A 16,787-nucleotide genomic window follows, 5' to 3' on the forward strand; every position below is an offset into this window, starting at 1 on the left:
GGATCCCGGAAGGGGTCCGCCCGCCGCCGTGTTCCTCCGTCCCGGCCGTCCGCCGGGGCGTGTCCTCGAAGGCCGGGGAGAACTGCGCAGTTCCGCCCCCAGCCTGGAGGCCGGGAGGTGCCCCCACCCGCCACTGTGTGGCATCCGTACGCCCCTGAAGACACGTCCTATGCCGTGGCGCCCGCGATGCGGTCCGCAGGCCGGGCGGCCCGGGCGTCCGGCTCGGTGAGGAAGCCGAGCACGTTGTCGAGCACGGCCGGATCGGTCAGCACCCGCTGGTGGCCGAGCCCGCGGGTGGCGAGCAGCCGCACCCGTCCGCCGTACGCGGCCTGCAGCCGGCCGGCCTGGCGGAACGGCACCACCCGGTCGCCCTCGTCGTGCACCACCAGGGTCGGCGGCACGGCGTCGGCCGGCCGGCCGGCGGCGTCGAAGCGCTCCCAGACCGGCCCGGCGCCGGGGAGGAGCACCTCCTCGACGCGGCGTGCGACCTGCTGCGAGACGCGCTCGGACAGCCCGAGCTGGGCGCGGAAGCCGCCGATCACGTAGCGGAAGTCGGTGACGCCGGCGACCGCCACGAGGCGGTCGGCCCGCAGGCCCTCGCCGAGGGCGTGGAAGGTGCAGGCCACCCCGAAGGAGTGCGCGACCACGGCCTCGAAGGGGCCGTCCAGCTCGTGCAGCCGGCCGATGGCCTCGCCGTACTCCAGGATCGTGGTGGTCGAGCCGGCGGAACCGCCGTGGGCGGGCGCGTCGAAGGCGACCGGGCTGCGGCCCTCGGCCAGCAGCCGGGCCACCAGTGGGGCGAAGCGCGAGGCCCGGGACTGCCAGCCGTGCACCAGCAGCACCGGACGGCTGCCGTCGCCCCAGCGGTAGACCGCGGTGCGTCTGCCGGCCACGGTGAGGTGGGAGGTGCGCGCCCGGTCGTGGACCTCGCGTTCGGCCGGGCGGACCCGGCTGCGTGCGCCGGGCCTGCGGAAGAGGCCGAAGGCGGCCCGGCCGGCGAGGTCGGGCGAGATCAGGGCGGCCGTGTTGAGGGCGGTGCCGACGAGTGCCTTGGTGCGGTCCATGGGGTCTCCCCGGGGAGGTGCGGGGTGGGTGGAGCCTGACGGAGCGAGATATTAGCACGATCGTTCGTGCAGTTTTAGGCTCACGGAATTCCCCGGGCGACGGCGCGGCAGGGTCAGGCCAGCAGTTCGGGGTGGCTCGCCGCGCCGCGCAGCAGCGCCAGGACACCGGCCGCGGCGAGGTCGTAGCGGCGCTCCTCGCCGTACAGCAGCGACTGGGCGTTGGCCGCCTCCAGCATGCCGATCAGGCCGAAGACCAGCAGGCCGAGGTCGGTGTCGGCGCGGAGCTCGCCGGCCTCCCGGGCGGCGCGCGCCAGGTCGGTCAGGTGCTCCTCCCAGGCCCGGCCGGCCTGCGCGAGGGCGTCCCGCACGGGGCCGGGGCGGGCGTCGAACTCGGCCGACACCGCGTAGAAGAAGCAGCCGCCCGGGAAGACCCGGCGGCGCGAGTAGGCCAGCCAGGAGTCGCAGAGCGCCCGCAGAGCGCCGAGCCCGGGAGGCAGGTCCTCGACCGGGACGACCACCGCGTCCCGGAAGATCCGCTGGGCGGCGCGCACGGCGGCCAGCTGCAGCTCCTCCTTGGAACCGAAGCTGGCGAACACCCCGCTCTTGCTCAGCCCCAGGTCGGTGGCCAGCCGGCCGATCGACAGGGCCTCCAGGCCCTCGACGGAGGCGACCTCCACGGCACGCCCCAGCACCGCGCGGCGGGTCTCGTTGCCCCGCTGCACCCGCCCGTCCGTGGTCGGCGTCTCCACCGCGCTCCTCCGCCGGCCGTCCGTCGCTGTCGGCGGCCAGCCTACGCCGACAGGCGTTCCCCGATCACGGCCGCGGCGGCCAGCAGCCGTTCGTCCCCGCCGTCCGCGCCGACGCACTGCAGGCCGAGCGGCAGCCCGCCGAGCGCACCGGCCGGCAGCGAGACGGCGGGCAGCCCCGCGTGGCTCCACGGCAGCGACATCACCGCGCTGCCGGTGGAGTCCAGGCCGAGCGGCGCCGGGCCGGTGGCGGCCGGGGTCACCCAGGCGTCCACACCCTGATCGGCCGTCACCTCGGCCACCCGGCGCCGGAAGTCCGCCCGGGCGGCCAGCGCGGCCCGGTGGTCGGCCCGGTCGACCTCCCGGCCGTGCCGGATCGCGGCCACCGTCTCCGGCCGGTACAGGCTGCCGAAGCGGGCGAACAGATCGCGGTGCACCTGCGCCAGCTCGTACCGGATGATCGTCCGCAGATGGTGCTTCACGGTGTCGAAGTCGCCCAGCACGTCGACCCGGCGGACGGTCAGGCCGAGGCCCCGCACGGTGTGTTCGAAGGCGGCGAGCGCCTCGGGGTGCACCTCGTCCAGGTAGCCGCCGACCGGGACGCCGAGGACGGGCTCCCGCTCCGGCGGCCCGGCGGGCTGCGCGGCCCAGGTGTCGCAGAGCAGCGCGGCGGCCAGCCGTACCCCGGCGAGGTCGGCCGCGTACCAGCCCGCGGTGTCCAGCGTCGGCGCGTGCGGGACGATCCCCTCCGCCGGGACCCGCCCGTAGGTCGGCCGGAATCCCACCACGCCGCAGTACGCCGCCGGGCGGATCATCGACCCGACGGTCTGGGTGCCGATCGCCAGCGGCACCAGCCCCGCCGCGACGGCCGCCGCCGAACCGCTGCTCGACCCGCCCGGGGTGTGGCCCAGGTCGTGCGGATTGCGGGTCGCCCCGGGTGCGAGGACGGCGAACTCCGCCGTCACCGTCTTGCCCGCGACCAGCGCCCCGGCCGCGCGCAGCCGCCCCACCAGCGGCCCCTCCGGCCCGGCCAGCACCCCCGGCGGCAGCGCCGAACCGGCGTGTGTGGGCAGGCCGTCGACGTGCACCACGTCCTTGACCCCGACCGCCACGCCGTACAGCGGCGGACGCCCGGCCGGGTCCGGGTACCGCGCCTCCAGCTCCTTCGCCGCCGCCGACAGCCGGTCGTGCCGGCCGGGCTCCGGGACGAAGGCGCGCAGCACCGGGTCGATCCGGTCGATCCGGGTGCACAGGCGCTCGACGTGCTCGGCGAGCGGCGGGTCGCCGGCCCGCAGTCGGGCGGCCGCGGGGACGAGGGGCGTCATCGGCTCCATGGCGCCCACGCTACGGGCCCGCCGGTCCCGGCACGGGCGATCCGGTCACTCGTGCTCGGCCGGCATGTACGGCGTCTCGCGCAGGAACAGCGCCCCGCAGGTGTGGCAGTTGAGGTCCGGCGAGCGGGACCACATCTCCGGGTCCTGGACGGCCGACGCCGGGCTCAGGTCCCGCCCGCACAGGGCGACGGAGGAGCCGTCGTGGCTGATGTGCCAGGTCTTCACCCCGTCGGACGGGCCGGACGGGCCGTACTCGGCGCGCATCTGATACCTCATGCCGCCATGCTGCGCCGGGGTCGGGCGGGCGGCAATCCGGCGGCCCCGCGCCCCGGGCCCGCGGTTCAGGAGGCGGCGCGCAGGAGGGCGTCGTCCTGCCACTTGAGGATCTTGTCGAAGCTGACGATCGCGCCGCGCAGGGGGTGGTTGCGGAGTTGGACGTGGTCGGTGAGCGCGTGGATCAGGAAGAGGCCGCGGCCGGACTCGGCACCGAGGTCGGGCAGGACGTCCGGGTCGGGGGTGCGCACCGCGGCGGGGCGGCCGGCCGGCAGGACGTGGGTGTCGTACGGGCCGGGGCGGTCGGTGCGGCGCGGGTGGCGGCCGCCGAGCGGCGGGGGGCCGAGGGTGGCCCGGCCGCGGCGGGTGCGGCAGCGGCGCGGGGACGGACGGGCCGCGGAGGCGGCCGGGCCGCGGTGGCCGTCGGCGGCCAGGACGCCCGGGACACCCGGGACGGCCGGGGCGATCGGCGGCAGGCCGGGCCCGGAGTCGACGACCTCGATCCGCAGCCGGTCGCCGGCGATCGCCGCGGTGACCTGGAACCCGTCGTCGGGGCGGCCGGTCGCGGCGTGCTCGACGGCGTTCGCGCAGGCCTCGGTGAGGGCGATCCCGAGGTCGTAGGCGATCTGCGGGTCGACGCCGGCGGTGTCCATGGCACCCATCAGGATGCGGCGGGCCAGCGGCACGCTGGCCGGGTCGCGCTTGAGGTGCAGAGTCCACCAGATGTCCACGGGAGGTCCCTCCTGGCTGCGGCTCCACATACGACTAGGTATCTCCGGGGGTTTGGGCAGCGAACCGTCGGCGCGCGCCGCGACCGCCCGTTCGGCGGATGGACTGGTGCGGAACAGTGTGCCGCGCGGCGCACGCTTCGGCCCGCACGCCGGGCCGAAAGGGTCATTCGGCGTATTTCCCACCCTGCCCGTGGGGGCGGTGTGAGCGGTGAGATGATGGCCCGGCCATGACTGCCCACCCCGCCGCCCCGTTCGCAGGCGCCGCCGCCCCCGCCGACGGGGTGCAGGCCGCGGCCTGGGACCTGCGGGTGGCGCGCGCGGTGCCGTTCGCGCTGGTGTGCACCCTGGTGGCGGCCGCCGGCCACGCCGCGGTGGGCGGCGGGGACGTCGCCCTGCCCGCACTGGCGGCCGGATTCGCCGCGGTGGTGCTGCTGGCCGCGGCGCTCGGCGGGCGCGAACGCTCGCTCGGGGCGATCACCGCGGCACTGGGCGCGGGCCAGCTGGGCCTGCACCTGCTCTTCCACACCCTGACCCCGGCCCGCGCCCACCACATGGCGGGCATGTCGATGCCGGAGGCCGCCGGACGGCTGCTCTGCGACGACATGCCCGGCAACGGCGTCACCCGGCTGCCCGCGGGCACGAGCCCGGAGCAGCTGATCAGCGACGCCGGTCTGGACCCGCACGCGTACGCCGCCGCGGGCGCCGGGCACGCCGCCTCCGGCCTGTTCGGGACGGGCCCGGCGATGCTGCTGGGCCACCTGGCGGCGGCGGTCGTGGCCGGCTGGTGGCTGCGGCGCGGCGAGGCCGCGCTGTGGCGGCTGGTGAAGCTCACCGCGGCGGCGGCCCGCGAGTGGTCCGCCCCGCTGCGCCGTGCGGTGGCGATGCTCGCCGCCGTCCTGCTCGGGGTGCCCGCGGCCGCGCCGGTCGCGCCCCGCCGCCGGGCCGAGGACGTCCCGCTGCCCGGGGCGGTCGCCCTGGTGCACAGCCTGGTGCGGCGCGGGCCGCCCGTGGTGGCGTTCGCGCGCTGACCGCCCGGCACGGGCCGTGGCGCGCGCTGCCGGCCGGACCGCACCGATGCGGAACGGCCCTCACCAGCACCACCACCAAGCCCGGCGCACCCGTGCGGCCCCGTAGCCGCCGTGCGCCCCGCTCCCCTGGGAGAACCCATCATGCGTACCACTCCTGCCCGCCGGACCGCCCTCGCCGCCGCCGTCGCCGGTGCCGCCGTCGTCGCGCTGGCCGGGCCGGCCGCCGCCCACGTCACCGTCCAGCCGGGCAGCGTCCCGCAGGGCGGCTACACCGCCGTGGCGTTCCGGGTGCCGGACGAGAGTGACACCGCCTCCACCGTGAAGCTGGAGGTCAGCCTGCCGATGGACCACCCGATGGCCTCGGTGCGGATCCAGCCGCTGCCCGGCTGGACGGCCGTCCTGGAGAAGTCCAAGCTCGACAAGCCGCTGAACGCGCACGGCAAGGACATCACCGAGGCGGTCTCCAAGATCACCTGGACCGCGGACGCCGGCACCAAGATCGCCCCCGGCCAGTTCCAGGAGTTCCGGGTCTCGCTCGGCGCCATGCCGACCGACACCGACAAGCTGACCTTCAAGGCCCTGCAGACCTACGACAACGGCGAGGTCGTCCGCTGGATCGAGGAGGCCAAGGAGGGCCAGCCCGAGCCCGCCAAGCCCGCCCCGGTGCTGACCCTCACCAAGGCCGCCGCGGCCGCCTCCGCCGCGCCGGCCGCCGACCACCACGCCTCCCAGGACGCCTCCGGCGACCAGGCCGCCGCCAAGGCCGACGACTCCACCGCCCGCACCCTCGGTGTGGTCGGCATCGTGGTCGGCGTGATCGGTGCCGCGCTCGGCGTGGCCGGCCTGCGCCGCAAGAGCGGCCCCGCCTCCTGACCCGGTGCCCGGCGGGCCGCACCCCGGTGCGGCCCGCCGGGCCGATCCCCCGACCCGCACGATCGGAAGTCCCAACGCCATGGCCCACACCCCCCGTCCGAAGGCCCGGCTGCTCGGCGCGGCCGCCCTGGCCCTGTCCGCCGCCCTCGCGCTCACCGCCTGCTCGTCCTCCGCGGGCGGTGGCACCGGCGCGGCGAAGGTCAGCAAGGAGAGCAGCAGCTCCGCCTACCGGGGCAGCGTGCTGAGCAAGCACTTCGACAAGCCCGACCTCGTCCTGACCGACACCTCCGGGCAGCCGTTCGACCTGCGCAAGCGGACCGCCGGCCGGCCCGTCGTGCTGTTCTTCGGCTACACCAGCTGCCCGGACGTCTGCCCCACCACCATGGGCGACATCGGGGTGGCGATGTCCAAGCTCTCCGCCGAGGAGCAGAAGAAGATCGACGTCGTCTTCGTCTCCACCGACCCGGAGCGGGACACCCCGAAGGTGCTGCGCACCTGGCTGGACTCGATGGGCAAGGGCTTCATCGGCCTCACCGGCGACCTCGCCGAGGTGAAGACCGCCGCCCGGACGGTGGGCGTCGCCGTGCAGGACCCGGTGGTGAACGCCGACGGTTCGGTGACCTCGGCGCACGGCGCCCAGGTGCTGGCCTTCCTGCCCTCCGACGACAAGGCCCACGTGCTGTGGATGGGCAGCAGCACGGTCGAGACCTACAGCCACGACCTGGCGCTGCTGGCGAAGGGGGTGCCGGCGTGAGCCGGGCGTTCCGGCGTTCCGCGCTGATCGGCGCGGGACTGTCCGCGGTGCTGGCCACCGGGACGATACTCGTGGCGTGCGGAACGGGATCCGACGACGGACGGGCCGACCTCAGCATCGTCGGCAGCTACGTCCCGGTGCCGGCGCTGCCCGGCGGGATGGGCGCCGGCTACTTCACCGTCCGCAACGACGGCGGGGCGGCCGACCGGCTCGTCGCGGTGACCAGCCCGGACGCCGGCTCCGTCACCATGCACACCTCCGGCGAGTCGACGATGACCGCGGTCGACAGCCTCCAGGTGCCGGCCCACGGCGCACTGGAACTGGCCCGCGGCGGCCACCACCTGATGATCATGGGATGGCAGAAGCCGCCCGCCGTCGGGGACGAACTGGAACTGGACCTCACCTTCGCCAAGAGCGGCACCATCACCGTCACCGTGCCGGTGAAGCCGCTCACCTACCGGCCCGGGAGCTGACACTGATGCCGAGGAGAGTCGCGGCGCTGCTGGCCGTACTGGCGGCGGCCGTCGCCCTGCTGTTCGGCGGCGCAGGCACCGCCGCCGCGCACGCCACGCTGGTCTCCACCGACCCGGCGCAGGGTGCGGTCACCGCCACCGCACCTGCCGCCGTCACGCTGACCTTCAGCGAGGGCGTCTCGCTGACCGCCGACTCGGTGCGGGTGCTGGACCCGGCCGGCAAGCAGGTCGACAACGGCGACGCGGCCCACGCCGACGGCAAGGAGGCCAGCGCCCGGGTGACGCTGCGCCAGGGCCTGGGCAACGGCACGTACACCGTCGCCTGGCGGGCCGTCTCCGAGGACTCCCACCCGGTGGGCGGCGCGTTCACCTTCTCCATCGGCGCGCCCTCGGACACCACGGTCTCGGCCTCCGCGGTGCAGGGCGCCGAACCGGACGCCGTGGTCGCGGCCGCCTACGGCACCGCCCGGACGGTCGCGTACGCGGCCTTCGCGCTGCTGGTCGGCGCGGCCGCCTTCGTGCTGATCTGCTGGCCGCGCGGGGTCGCCGTGCACCAGGTGCAGCGGCTGCTGATGACCGGCTGGATCGCGCTGCTGGTCTCCACCGTCGCGGTGCTGCTGCTGCGCGGCCCGTACGAGCGCGGCACCGGGATCTCGCAGGCCTTCGACCTGTCGCTGGTGCGGGCCACCCTGGACGAGCGGATCGGGACCGCGCTCGCCGCCCGGCTGCTGCTGCTCGCCGCGGGCGGCGTGTTCCTGTCGCTGCTGGTCGGCCAGCTCGGCCAGGACCGGACGGCCCAGGACCCGTCGGACGCCGACGGCGCCGACGGCACCGGGGACGCCGCGGAGCCTGCGGCCGCCGCGGAGCCCGGCACCGAGGAGGGCGAGGAGGCGGAGCTGCGGGCGCTGGAGCGGCGCGCCGCCGACCGACCGCTGCGGGACGCCCGGCTCGGGCTGGGCGTCGGCGGGGCGGTGCTCGCCGTCGCCCTGAGCGCGACCTGGGTCGGCGCCGACCACTCCTCGGTCGGCATCCAGGTGCCGCTGGCGCTGCCCACCGCCGCCCTGCACCTGCTGGCGATGGCGTTCTGGCTGGGCGGTCTGGCCACCCTGCTGGTCGGGCTGCGGCACGGCGTGCCGGCCGCGGCGGTCGAGCGGTTCTCCAAGCTGGCGCTGGCCGCCGTGACGGTGCTGACCGTGACCGGCGTCTACCAGGCCTGGCGCGGTCTGGGCAGCTGGGGCGCGCTGGTCGACACCGAGTACGGGCGGCTGCTGCTGATCAAGACCGGTCTGGTGGCCGGCATGGTCGGCCTGGCCTGGATCTCCCGCGCCTGGGTGGCCCGGCTCCGGACGGCCGGCGCGACCGCGGACGGGACGGACGAGACCGCCGACGAGACCGCCGACGAGGCCGCCTCGGACGGGACGGCCTCGGGCGGGAAGGCCTCCGACGGGACTGCGGAGCGGGAGGCCGGCGCCGGGGCGGCCGTCGGCGGCAAGCGGGCGGCAACGGCGGCCGCGGACGGCGGGAAGGGCGGGGACGACCCCGCGCGGCTGGCCCAGCTGGCCCGTCAGCGGGCCGCCCGCGACCGGGCCTCCGAGCGGCGCAGCCGCGACGGCGGGCCGGCCCGGACCGGGCTGCGGCGGACGGTGCTGCTGGAGTCGGCGGTCGCGGTCGCCGTGCTGGTGGTGACCACGATGCTGACCAACTCGCCGCCCGGCCGGGTGGCCGAGGCGGTCGCCGCGACCTCGCAGTCGCCCACCGCCGGGGCGAGTACCGTGCCGGGCCGGACGGTGGAGCTGAAGCTGCCGTACGACACCGGCGGCAGCACCCCGAACGCCAAGGGCACCGCCACCGTGACGGTGAACCCGGTCGCGACCGGGCCGAACGAGGTGACGCTGAAGCTGGACGACAAGTCCGGCAAGCCGGTCTCGGTGCCCGAGGTGCAGCTCGCCTTCACCCTGCCGGACCGGGACCTCGGCCCGCTGCCGGTCACGCTGGCGGCGCAGGACACCGGGCGCTGGTCCGGCACCGCGCAGCTGCCGCTCGCCGGGAACTGGGTGGTGTCGGTGACCGTCCGCTCCTCGGACATCGACCAGAGCACGGCCACCGAGCAGCTGAAGGTCGGCTGACCACGGCCCGTCGCCGGTCGGCCGCGCCCCTCGCGCGGCCGGCCGGGACGGGCGACCACTGGGCGGAACGGTGTCCGGCCGGGCGCCGGGAGTGACTATGGTGGCAGGCCGAGTACTGCTCAGCACCACCGCGTACGGAGGCGGCATGTCGGCGACCCGCTACACCTATCTCGGGCCGGAAGGCACCTTCACCGAGGCCGCACTGCGCACGCTGCCGGAGGCGGCGACCCGCGAGCTGGTGCCGCTCGCCTCCGTCCCGGCCGCGCTGGACGCCGTCCGGGCGGGCGAGGCCGCCGGGGCGTTCGTGCCGGTGGAGAACTCGGTGGAGGGCGCCGTCACCGCGACCAGCGACGAGCTGGCCTCGGGCGCGCCGCTGATGATCTACCGCGAGGTGCTGCTGCCGATCACCTTCGCGCTGCTGGTGCGTCCGGGCACCTCGCTGGCCGACGTCAAGACGGTCACCAGCCACCCGGTGGCGCAGCCGCAGGTGCGGCGCTGGATGGCGGCGAACCTGCCGGACGCCCAGTGGGAGGCGGCGGCGTCCAACGCGGACGGCGCCCGGCTCGTCCAGGAGGGCCGCTTCGACGGCGCCTTCGCCGGCGAGTTCGCGGCCGCGCTGTACGGGCTGGAGCCGCTGGTCAGCGACATCCACGACGCGGCGAACGCGACCACCCGCTTCCTGCTGGTGGGCCGGCCGGGGCGGGTCTCCTCGCCGACCGGGCTGGACAAGACCTCGATGGTGGTCTGGCTGCCGGACGACCACCCGGGTGCGCTGCTGGAGCTGCTGCAGGAGTTCGCGGTGCGCGGCATCAACCTGATGCGCATCGAGTCCCGGCCCACCGGCGAGGGCATGGGCAACTACTGCTTCCTGATCGACTGCGAGGGGCACCTGAGCGAGCGGCGGGTCTCCGAGGCGCTGATGGGCCTCAAGCGGATCTGTCCGCAGGTGCGGTTCCTCGGGTCGTACCCGCGGGCGGACCGGGGCAGTCAGCGGCCGGTGCGGCCGGGCACGACCGACGCGGACTTCTCGGAGGCGGCGGACTGGCTGTCCCGCTGCCTGGACGGCCGCGGGGAGCTCTGACCGGTTCGGTCACGGTGGTGGGAACGGCCGCGGGGCGGCCGTTCATCCACAGGTCGGACGCTTCGTCCACAGGGTGCACGGGTTCCGGGTTATCCACAGGCTGCGGGTCAAGTCGACAAAACGGTATAGCCACTACCTGAACTGGTCAGATCATCACACTTGGCTGCAGAGGTGACTCATCGCACCAGAGTCACCCTTCTGCCAGCAAATCACCTGTTCGAGCGAGCGAATTCCCTCACCCGAGAAGGCTCATCGAGGTTTCAAACCTCAATTCCTCCGTGAATCGCGCCGCACGCCTCGGCTTTCGGTTCGTCCACAGGGCCGGAGCGGGGCCTGTGGACAAACACCCTCGGACGCGGTTCCCCACAGGAGTTATCCACAGGATCGCGGAGGTTATCCCCAGGGCGTCCGCGGCTCTCCACGGCCCCGGTCGCGCCCCCGGACGGAACACCGCCGGACAGGCTCGCAGAATCCCGAACAGGAAAGGGCAAAGCGGGCGGAGTCGCCGGTCGGTTCCGAAAACAGTGAATCACGGACGGCGGCCTCGACCCTCCCCGGGCACGGGTCGGGCGGGTCGGCCGCGGGGGCGGTGCGGGCCGGGCGGGGATCCGGCGCGAAACCCCGGGAAACCGGTTCCGGTCCGGGGCCCGGCCACCGGTACGCTTGGCCCGTGATTGACCTTCGCCTGCTCCGTGAGGACCCCGACCGAGTGCGCGCCTCGCAGCGCGTCCGTGGTGAGGACGTCGACGTCGTCGACGCCCTCCTCTCCGCCGACGAACGGCGCCGGTCCTCGGGCAGTCGCTTCGACGAGCTCCGCAACGAGCAGAAGTCGCTCGGCAAGCTGGTCGCCAGGGCCCAGGGCGAGGAGAAGGCCGCGCTGCTCCAGCGCACCAAAGACCTCGCCACCGAGGTGAAGGCCGCCGACGCCGAGCAGAACGAGGCCAAGGAGGAGGCGGACCGCCTGCTCCGCTCGCTGGCGAACCTCATCGACCCGGCCGCCCCGGTCGGCGGCGAGGAGGACTTCGTCACGCTGGAGGAGGTCGGCACCCCGCGCGACTTCGCCGCCGAGGGCTTCGAGCCCCGCGACCACGTCGAGCTCGGCCAGATCCTGGGCGCGATCGACACCGAGCGCGGCGCCAAGGTCGCCGGCGCCCGCTCGTACTACCTGACCGGCGTCGGCGCGCTGCTGGAGCTCGCCCTGGTCAACATGGCGATGGCGCAGGCCACCGCGGCCGGCTTCACCGCCATGATCACCCCGGCCCTGGTCCGCCCGGCTGCCATGGACGGCACCGGCTTCCTCGGCCAGGCCGCCGAGAACGTGTACTACCTCCCCGAGGAGGAGCGCTACCTGGTCGGCACCAGCGAGGTCCCGCTCGCCGCCTACCACATGGACGAGATCCTCGACGCGGGCCAGCTGCCGCTGCGCTACGCGGGCTTCTCGTCCTGCTTCCGCCGCGAGGCGGGCACCTACGGCAAGGACACCCGCGGCATCATCCGGGTCCACCAGTTCGAAAAGGTGGAGATGTTCGTCTTCACCTCCCCGGAGGAGGCCGAGGCGGAGCACCGCCGCCTGCTCCAGTGGGAGAAGGACTTCCTCAACGCGCTGGAGCTGCCCTACCGGGTGATCGACGTCGCCTCGGGCGACCTCGGCTCCTCCGCCGCGCGCAAGTTCGACATCGAGGCGTGGATCCCGACCCAGGGCAAGTACCGCGAGGTCACCTCGACCTCCAACACGACCGAGTACCAGTCGCGCCGGCTCTCCATCCGGATGCGCGAGGAGGGCAAGGTCCGCCCGCTGGCCACGCTGAACGGCACCCTGGTCGCCGTCCCGCGCACCATCGTGGCGATCCTGGAGAACCACCAGCAGGCCGACGGCTCGGTGGTCGTCCCCGAGGCGCTGCGGCCCTTCCTCGGCGGCCGCTCGGTGATCGAGCCCGTCGCCAAGTGAGCACCGCCCCCGGTGGCGGCCTGCCGTACCGGCTGGTCGCCACCGACCTCGACGGGACCCTGCTCACCTCCGCCGAGAAGGTGAGCGCGCGGACGCTGGACGCCCTCGCGGGCGCGGTCGACGCCGGGGCCCGGCACATCGTCGTGACCGGCCGCTCGGCGGCCTGGGCGCGCCCGGTCTTCGACGAGATCGGCTACACCGGCATAGCGGTCTGCGGCCAGGGCGCCCAGGTGTACGACGCCGGGGCGCACCGGCTGCTCACCTCGCTCACCCTGGACCGGCAGGTGGCCGCGCGGGCGCTGGCCGCGATCGAGGAGCTGACCGGCCCGCTGGCGGTGGCCGCCAACCAGGACGGCCTGGACGGCCGGGTGCTGGCCGGCCCGGGTTTCCGGCTGCGGATCGGCACCGAGCTGCCGGTGGCGCACGCCGCCCGTGACGAGCTGCTCGTGGAGCCGGTGGCCAAGCTGTACGTCCAGCACCCGGAGCTCTCCGACGACGCCCTCGCGGCGGCCGCGGTGCAGGCGGCCGGGGGGCTGGTCGGCGTGGTGATGGCCGGTCCGGGCGTGGTCGAGCTGCTGCCGCCGGGGCTGTCCAAGGCGACCGGCCTGGCGGTGGCCGCGATGCGGCTCGGGGTGAAGCGCACCGAGACCATCGCCTTCGGCGACATGCCGAACGACATCCCGATGTTCGCCTGGGCCTCGTACGGGGTGGCGATGGCGGGTGCGCACGAGGAGCTGCGGGCGGTGGCCGACGAGGTGACCGCCGGCAACGACGAGGACGGCGTGGCCGTGGTGCTGGAGCGGGTCTTCGGCCTGGCCTGAGCCGGGCCCGTCACCGCCCGTCCGCACGGCGGGCCGCCGGGCCGGTGGTGCCGGCCCGGCGCGGCCCGGTCAGCCGTAGCTGACGTTGGAGCAGGGGTCGTCGTCGGCGGAGCGGGCCTCCTTGGCGACGCTGGACGGCAGGGTGCTGGGCACCGCACCGGCCGCGCCGCCGGACCCGGTCGCGTAGTCCGTGCCGAGCACCAGGCTGACGCCGGCCTTGGTGGAGGACTGCAGGGTGGCGCCGGGGAAGAGCTTGGCCACCTGCTCGGCCTCCTCCTTCTGGCCGGGGCCGTACTGCACCAGCGTCTTCTCGTGGTTCTGCGCGGCGGCGTTGCCGCGGGCCGCGATGGTGAAGCCGGAGCCGGTGAGGGTGGAGGCCGCCTTGGTGGTGAGCCCGGTGGTCAGGGTGCCGTTGTAGACGCCGACCTTGATGCCGGAGCCGTCGACGGTCACCGGGGTGGGGCTGGGGGCGGGGGCCGCGGGGGCCGAGGCGCCGGTGTCGGCGCTGGCGTCCTGGCCGTCCAGGGTGCGGTCGGCCTTGAGGGCCTGCCACAGGGTGTCGACGTCGGGGTGGACGAGGTCGATCCGGGCGCCGGAGAACTTCCACGGCGTGGTCAGGAACTTGATGTTGTGGAGGTCGATGTCCTTCATCTGCATGGCGAAGGAGATCAGCTTGGCCGGGGAGTTGAGGCCCGGGTCGACGATCATCGACTTGGTGGCGGCGTCGGCGAGCGGCAGCAGCGTGGTCGGGTCCATGCCCTTGCTCTTGACGCTCTTGATCAGCGAGGCCATGAAGGCCTGCTGGCGCTTCATCCGGCCGACGTCGGAGCCGTCGCCGATGCCGTGCCGCAGCCGGACGTAGTCGAGCGCGGCCTTGCCCTCGACCTTCTGCTCGCCCTTGGGGTAGAGCTGCTTGCCCTTCCTGCCCAGGTTGGGGTTGAGGTCACCCTCGTAGATGGCGTTGGGGAGGCAGACGTTGACGCCGCCGACCGCCGAGGTCATCGCGGAGAAGCCCTCGAAGTTCACCACCATGGTGTGGTCGACGCGTATGTTCGTGAGCGCCTCCACCGTGTTCTGGGTGCAGGCCGGATTGCCCTCCTCGGTGTTGCCGGTCGAGAAGGCGCTGTTGAACATGACGTCGGTCTTCTTCTTCGTCCACGAGCCGTCGGGCAGCTTGCAGGGCGGAATCTCGACCAGGGCGTCGCGGGGGAAGGAGACGCCGACGGCGTGCTTGTGGTCGGCGTAGACGTGCAGCAGGATCGTGGTGTCCGAGCGGGCACCGCCGTCCTCGCCGCCGCCGAGGTCCTTGTTGTCGCCGCTGCGCGAGTCGGAGCCGATCAGCAGGACGTTGATCGGGGTGTGGCCGTTGGCGTCCGGGCTCGCGGCGTCGGGCCGGTTCTTGCTGAGGCCGTCGCCGTCGAACGCCTTGATGTTGCCGCTGAACTTCAGGTAGAGCGCACCGCCCGCGGCGGTGGCGAGACCGAGCGTGGCGACCGCGACCCAGACCACGACCTTCTTGCGGCCCTTCGGCCGCTTGCGGGCCCGGCGGGCGTCCGCCCGGCCGCCGCCGGAGCCGTCGTCGCCACCGCCACCGCGGCCGCCCTGCTGACCGCGCCGCGCATCGGCGCGGCCGCCCTGGCGGGGCACCCGCGGGTCCTGCTCCTCGCTGCGGCGCGGCCGCGGTGCCGCGGGTCGGCCCGGGGGCGCGGTGAAGGCGTCGTCGCGGCGCGGGGCGTCGTGGCGGTAGCCGTCCTGGTACGGGGCATCGTCGTGCCACCAGCCGGCGTCGTGGTCCGACGCCCCCGCCCTCTGGCCTGACATTCGTACACCTTCCACCGGCGCAGCCAACACGTGCCGCAGCAACGCACCCTGGTGGAGTACTGCCGCGTGAGCTTCTGCGGAGCATATAAAGGCATCATTGAAGAGTCACGGTCCGGGCCGCCGATTGCACAATCGGACAAGTCCCGTGGCCGACTCTCGAAGGAGATGCGACGAACTCGGGAGTAGCCGATTCTAGGTCGGTTGCCGCACCAGTCCAGTTGTAGGATGACTGGGCAAGCCGACCTCCGGCTCGTGAAGGGAGCCCCGCCATGCCCGGCCGCACCGACGGACTGCACGCCGCAGGGCGCCGCTCCCTGGTCGACGAGACCATCGAGCAGCTGCGCGAGCAGCTCGGCGCGGGCGTGTGGCCGGTCGGGGAGCGCATCCCCACCGAGCACGAACTGGCCGAGCGCCTGCAGGTCGGGCGGAACACCGTGCGCGAGGCGATCCGGGTGCTGGCGCACTCCGGGATGCTGGTCTCCCGGCAGGGCGAGGGCACCTTCGTCCGCTCCACCACCGACCCGGGCGCGGTGCTGCGCGGCGTGCAGCGCTCCGGCGTCCGGGACGTGCTGGAGGTGCGCGCCGCGCTGGAGGCGGAGGCCGCCCGGCTGGCCGCCGTCCGGCACACCGCCGAGGACGTCGCCCGGATGCGCGCCGCGCTCGCCCGGGAGGCCGAGGTGATGGCCGCCCACCCCGACCGGGCCGGCCGCGAGGCCACGGTCGAGCACGACCTGGAGTTCCACACCGCGGTGGTCGAGGCCGCCCACAACCCGGCGCTGGCCGAGCTGTACCGCTACTTCGGCGCCTCGGTGCGCGAGGCGATGCGGACGGCCTTCGGCGACCACGATATGCCCGAGGTCTCGCTGGAGACCCACGAGGCACTGGTCGACGCGGTGGAGAGCGGCGACCCGGACCGGGCCGAGGCGGCCTGTCGCGCGCTGCTGGCGGGGCCGACGGCCGCCGTCGAGCAGCTGATCGCCGCCATCGCGGCCCGGAAGTGACGACGGGGCCGAGCGCCCGCCCCCGCACTCCCGACCTCTGACGCACCGACTTCGAAAGAGCTCTGCCAACCATGGCGGTCACCCGCGCCCCGCAGCCCGTCGCCACCCCGGTGGTCCGTACCCGCACCGCTCTCGCGCACCCCGCGCTGATGCTCGCCGGCATCCTCCTCGTCGCCCTGAACATGCGGGCCTGCCTGGCGGCGATCTCACCGATGGTCGGGGAGATCCAGCGCTCCCTCGGCCTCTCCGCCACCGCGAGCGGCCTGATCACCACCGTGCCGGTGCTCTTCCAGGGCGTCGGCGCGCCGCTCACCCCCCGGCTGACCCGGCGCTTCGGCGCCGAGCGCGTCGTCCTCGGCGCGGTGCTGGTGCTCGGCGCGGGCGTGCTGCTGCGGGTGCTGCCCTCGGCGGCCGCGCTGTACGCCGGGTGCGTGGTGATCGGCGTGGCGATCGCCGTGCTGAACGTGTCGATGCCCGCCCTGGTGAAGCGCGAGTTCCCGCACCGGGCCGCCGCGATGACCGGCGTCTACTCCACCACCATGCTGGTCGGCGCCACCCTGGCGGCCGGGGTGTCCGTCCCGCTGGAGCACGCGCTCGGCGGCGGCTGGCGCGCCTCGCTGGGCGCCTGGTCGCTGCTGGCGCTGGTCGCGGCGCTGGCCTGGCTGCCGCAGCTGCTGCACGCCCGCCGGGCACCGGCGCCGGCCGTCCCCGCG

General features: G+C 74.9%; 16 protein-coding genes. 10 read left to right on the plus strand and 6 right to left on the minus strand.

What is annotated here, in order from left to right:
• Window positions 1–167 precede the first annotated feature (167 nt).
• From ABZ641_RS11375 to ABZ641_RS11395, 5 genes are all read right to left on the minus strand, one after another.
• The gene (locus tag ABZ641_RS11375; protein WP_344624383.1) at window positions 168–1,064 is read right to left on the minus strand and encodes an alpha/beta hydrolase; all 897 of its coding nucleotides are present in this window, start codon (window positions 1,062–1,064) and stop codon (window positions 168–170) included.
• A 113-nt stretch (window positions 1,065–1,177) separates the two neighbouring features.
• Complete coding sequence (locus ABZ641_RS11380) at window positions 1,178–1,813, minus strand: TetR/AcrR family transcriptional regulator (protein ID WP_344624382.1); 636 nt, start codon at window positions 1,811–1,813, stop codon at window positions 1,178–1,180.
• A 41-nt stretch (window positions 1,814–1,854) separates the two neighbouring features.
• Window positions 1,855–3,144, minus strand: coding sequence for an amidase (locus ABZ641_RS11385; RefSeq protein WP_359980956.1), 1,290 nt, complete (start codon window positions 3,142–3,144; stop codon window positions 1,855–1,857).
• 45 nt (window positions 3,145–3,189) lie between these two features.
• A complete protein-coding gene (locus ABZ641_RS11390; protein WP_344624380.1) occupies window positions 3,190–3,420 on the minus strand; it encodes a hypothetical protein in 231 nt (76 codons plus the stop codon).
• 65 nt (window positions 3,421–3,485) lie between these two features.
• Window positions 3,486–4,148 carry an ATP-binding protein gene (locus ABZ641_RS11395; RefSeq protein WP_359980959.1) on the minus strand — a complete coding sequence of 221 codons (663 nt, stop codon included), beginning with the start codon at window positions 4,146–4,148 and terminating at the stop codon, window positions 3,486–3,488.
• A gap of 227 nt (window positions 4,149–4,375) precedes the next feature.
• Here ABZ641_RS11395 and ABZ641_RS11400 point away from each other — a divergent pair, with 227 nt between their 5' ends.
• The 8 genes from ABZ641_RS11400 to ABZ641_RS11435 all read left to right on the plus strand — a co-directional run bounded on the left by ABZ641_RS11400 (window position 4,376) and on the right by ABZ641_RS11435 (window position 13,252).
• The gene (locus tag ABZ641_RS11400; RefSeq protein ID WP_359980962.1) at window positions 4,376–5,176 is read left to right on the plus strand and encodes a hypothetical protein; all 801 of its coding nucleotides are present in this window, start codon (window positions 4,376–4,378) and stop codon (window positions 5,174–5,176) included.
• Window positions 5,177–5,317: 141 nt separating this feature from the next.
• Window positions 5,318–6,049: a YcnI family protein gene (locus tag ABZ641_RS11405; RefSeq protein ID WP_359980964.1), complete on the plus strand. Its 732-nt coding sequence runs from the start codon at window positions 5,318–5,320 to the stop codon at window positions 6,047–6,049.
• Window positions 6,050–6,128: 79 nt separating this feature from the next.
• Window positions 6,129–6,803 carry an SCO family protein gene (locus ABZ641_RS11410; RefSeq protein ID WP_344624405.1) on the plus strand — a complete coding sequence of 225 codons (675 nt, stop codon included), beginning with the start codon at window positions 6,129–6,131 and terminating at the stop codon, window positions 6,801–6,803.
• On the plus strand, window positions 6,800–7,276 hold the full coding sequence (locus tag ABZ641_RS11415; protein WP_344624376.1) for a copper chaperone PCu(A)C: 477 nt from the start codon (window positions 6,800–6,802) through the stop codon (window positions 7,274–7,276). The genes ABZ641_RS11410 and ABZ641_RS11415 overlap by 4 nt, the downstream gene beginning before the upstream one ends.
• A 5-nt stretch (window positions 7,277–7,281) precedes the next feature.
• Window positions 7,282–9,402 carry a FixH family protein gene (locus tag ABZ641_RS11420; protein ID WP_359980969.1) on the plus strand — a complete coding sequence of 707 codons (2,121 nt, stop codon included), beginning with the start codon at window positions 7,282–7,284 and terminating at the stop codon, window positions 9,400–9,402.
• Window positions 9,403–9,547: 145 nt separating this feature from the next.
• Complete coding sequence (gene pheA, locus ABZ641_RS11425; protein WP_344624404.1) at window positions 9,548–10,483, plus strand: prephenate dehydratase; 936 nt, start codon at window positions 9,548–9,550, stop codon at window positions 10,481–10,483.
• A 670-nt stretch (window positions 10,484–11,153) separates the two neighbouring features.
• Window positions 11,154–12,431 carry a serine--tRNA ligase gene (serS, locus tag ABZ641_RS11430; RefSeq protein ID WP_344624374.1) on the plus strand — a complete coding sequence of 426 codons (1,278 nt, stop codon included), beginning with the start codon at window positions 11,154–11,156 and terminating at the stop codon, window positions 12,429–12,431.
• Window positions 12,428–13,252 (plus strand): HAD family hydrolase, encoded by an 825-nt coding sequence (locus ABZ641_RS11435; RefSeq protein ID WP_344624373.1) that lies wholly within the window; start codon window positions 12,428–12,430, stop codon window positions 13,250–13,252. The genes serS and ABZ641_RS11435 overlap by 4 nt, the downstream gene beginning before the upstream one ends.
• Before the next feature lie 69 nt (window positions 13,253–13,321).
• On the opposite strand, the gene ABZ641_RS11440 is transcribed toward ABZ641_RS11435, so the two are convergent.
• The gene (locus ABZ641_RS11440) at window positions 13,322–15,073 is read right to left on the minus strand and encodes an LCP family protein (RefSeq protein WP_359980972.1); all 1,752 of its coding nucleotides are present in this window, start codon (window positions 15,071–15,073) and stop codon (window positions 13,322–13,324) included.
• A gap of 269 nt (window positions 15,074–15,342) precedes the next feature.
• Here ABZ641_RS11440 and ABZ641_RS11445 point away from each other — a divergent pair, with 269 nt between their 5' ends.
• Together ABZ641_RS11445 and ABZ641_RS11450 are read left to right on the plus strand one after the other, a co-directional pair.
• Window positions 15,343–16,074 carry a FadR/GntR family transcriptional regulator gene (locus ABZ641_RS11445; RefSeq protein WP_344624371.1) on the plus strand — a complete coding sequence of 244 codons (732 nt, stop codon included), beginning with the start codon at window positions 15,343–15,345 and terminating at the stop codon, window positions 16,072–16,074.
• A 71-nt stretch (window positions 16,075–16,145) separates the two neighbouring features.
• A partial coding sequence (locus ABZ641_RS11450) for an MFS transporter (protein ID WP_359980974.1) occupies window positions 16,146–16,787 on the plus strand: 642 nt, incomplete at its 3' end.

Source organism: Kitasatospora sp. NPDC007106 (assembly GCF_040634455.1).
GTDB classification, from domain to species: Bacteria; Actinomycetota; Actinomycetes; order Streptomycetales; family Streptomycetaceae; genus Kitasatospora; species Kitasatospora arboriphila.

Coding starts and splice junctions, on each gene's coding strand:
- ABZ641_RS11375 (WP_344624383.1), bottom strand. CDS start 1,064: ATGGACCGCACCAAGGCACTCGTCGGCACCGCCCTCAACACGGCCGCC.
- ABZ641_RS11385 (WP_359980956.1), bottom strand. CDS start 3,144: ATGGAGCCGATGACGCCCCTCGTCCCCGCGGCCGCCCGACTGCGGGCC.
- ABZ641_RS11445 (WP_344624371.1), top strand. CDS start 15,343: ATGCCCGGCCGCACCGACGGACTGCACGCCGCAGGGCGCCGCTCCCTG.
- ABZ641_RS11410 (WP_344624405.1), top strand. CDS start 6,129: ATGGCCCACACCCCCCGTCCGAAGGCCCGGCTGCTCGGCGCGGCCGCC.
- ABZ641_RS11405 (WP_359980964.1), top strand. CDS start 5,318: ATGCGTACCACTCCTGCCCGCCGGACCGCCCTCGCCGCCGCCGTCGCC.
- ABZ641_RS11420 (WP_359980969.1), top strand. CDS start 7,282: ATGCCGAGGAGAGTCGCGGCGCTGCTGGCCGTACTGGCGGCGGCCGTC.
- ABZ641_RS11390 (WP_344624380.1), bottom strand. CDS start 3,420: ATGAGGTATCAGATGCGCGCCGAGTACGGCCCGTCCGGCCCGTCCGAC.
- ABZ641_RS11440 (WP_359980972.1), bottom strand. CDS start 15,073: ATGTCAGGCCAGAGGGCGGGGGCGTCGGACCACGACGCCGGCTGGTGG.
- pheA (WP_344624404.1), top strand. CDS start 9,548: ATGTCGGCGACCCGCTACACCTATCTCGGGCCGGAAGGCACCTTCACC.
- ABZ641_RS11400 (WP_359980962.1), top strand. CDS start 4,376: ATGACTGCCCACCCCGCCGCCCCGTTCGCAGGCGCCGCCGCCCCCGCC.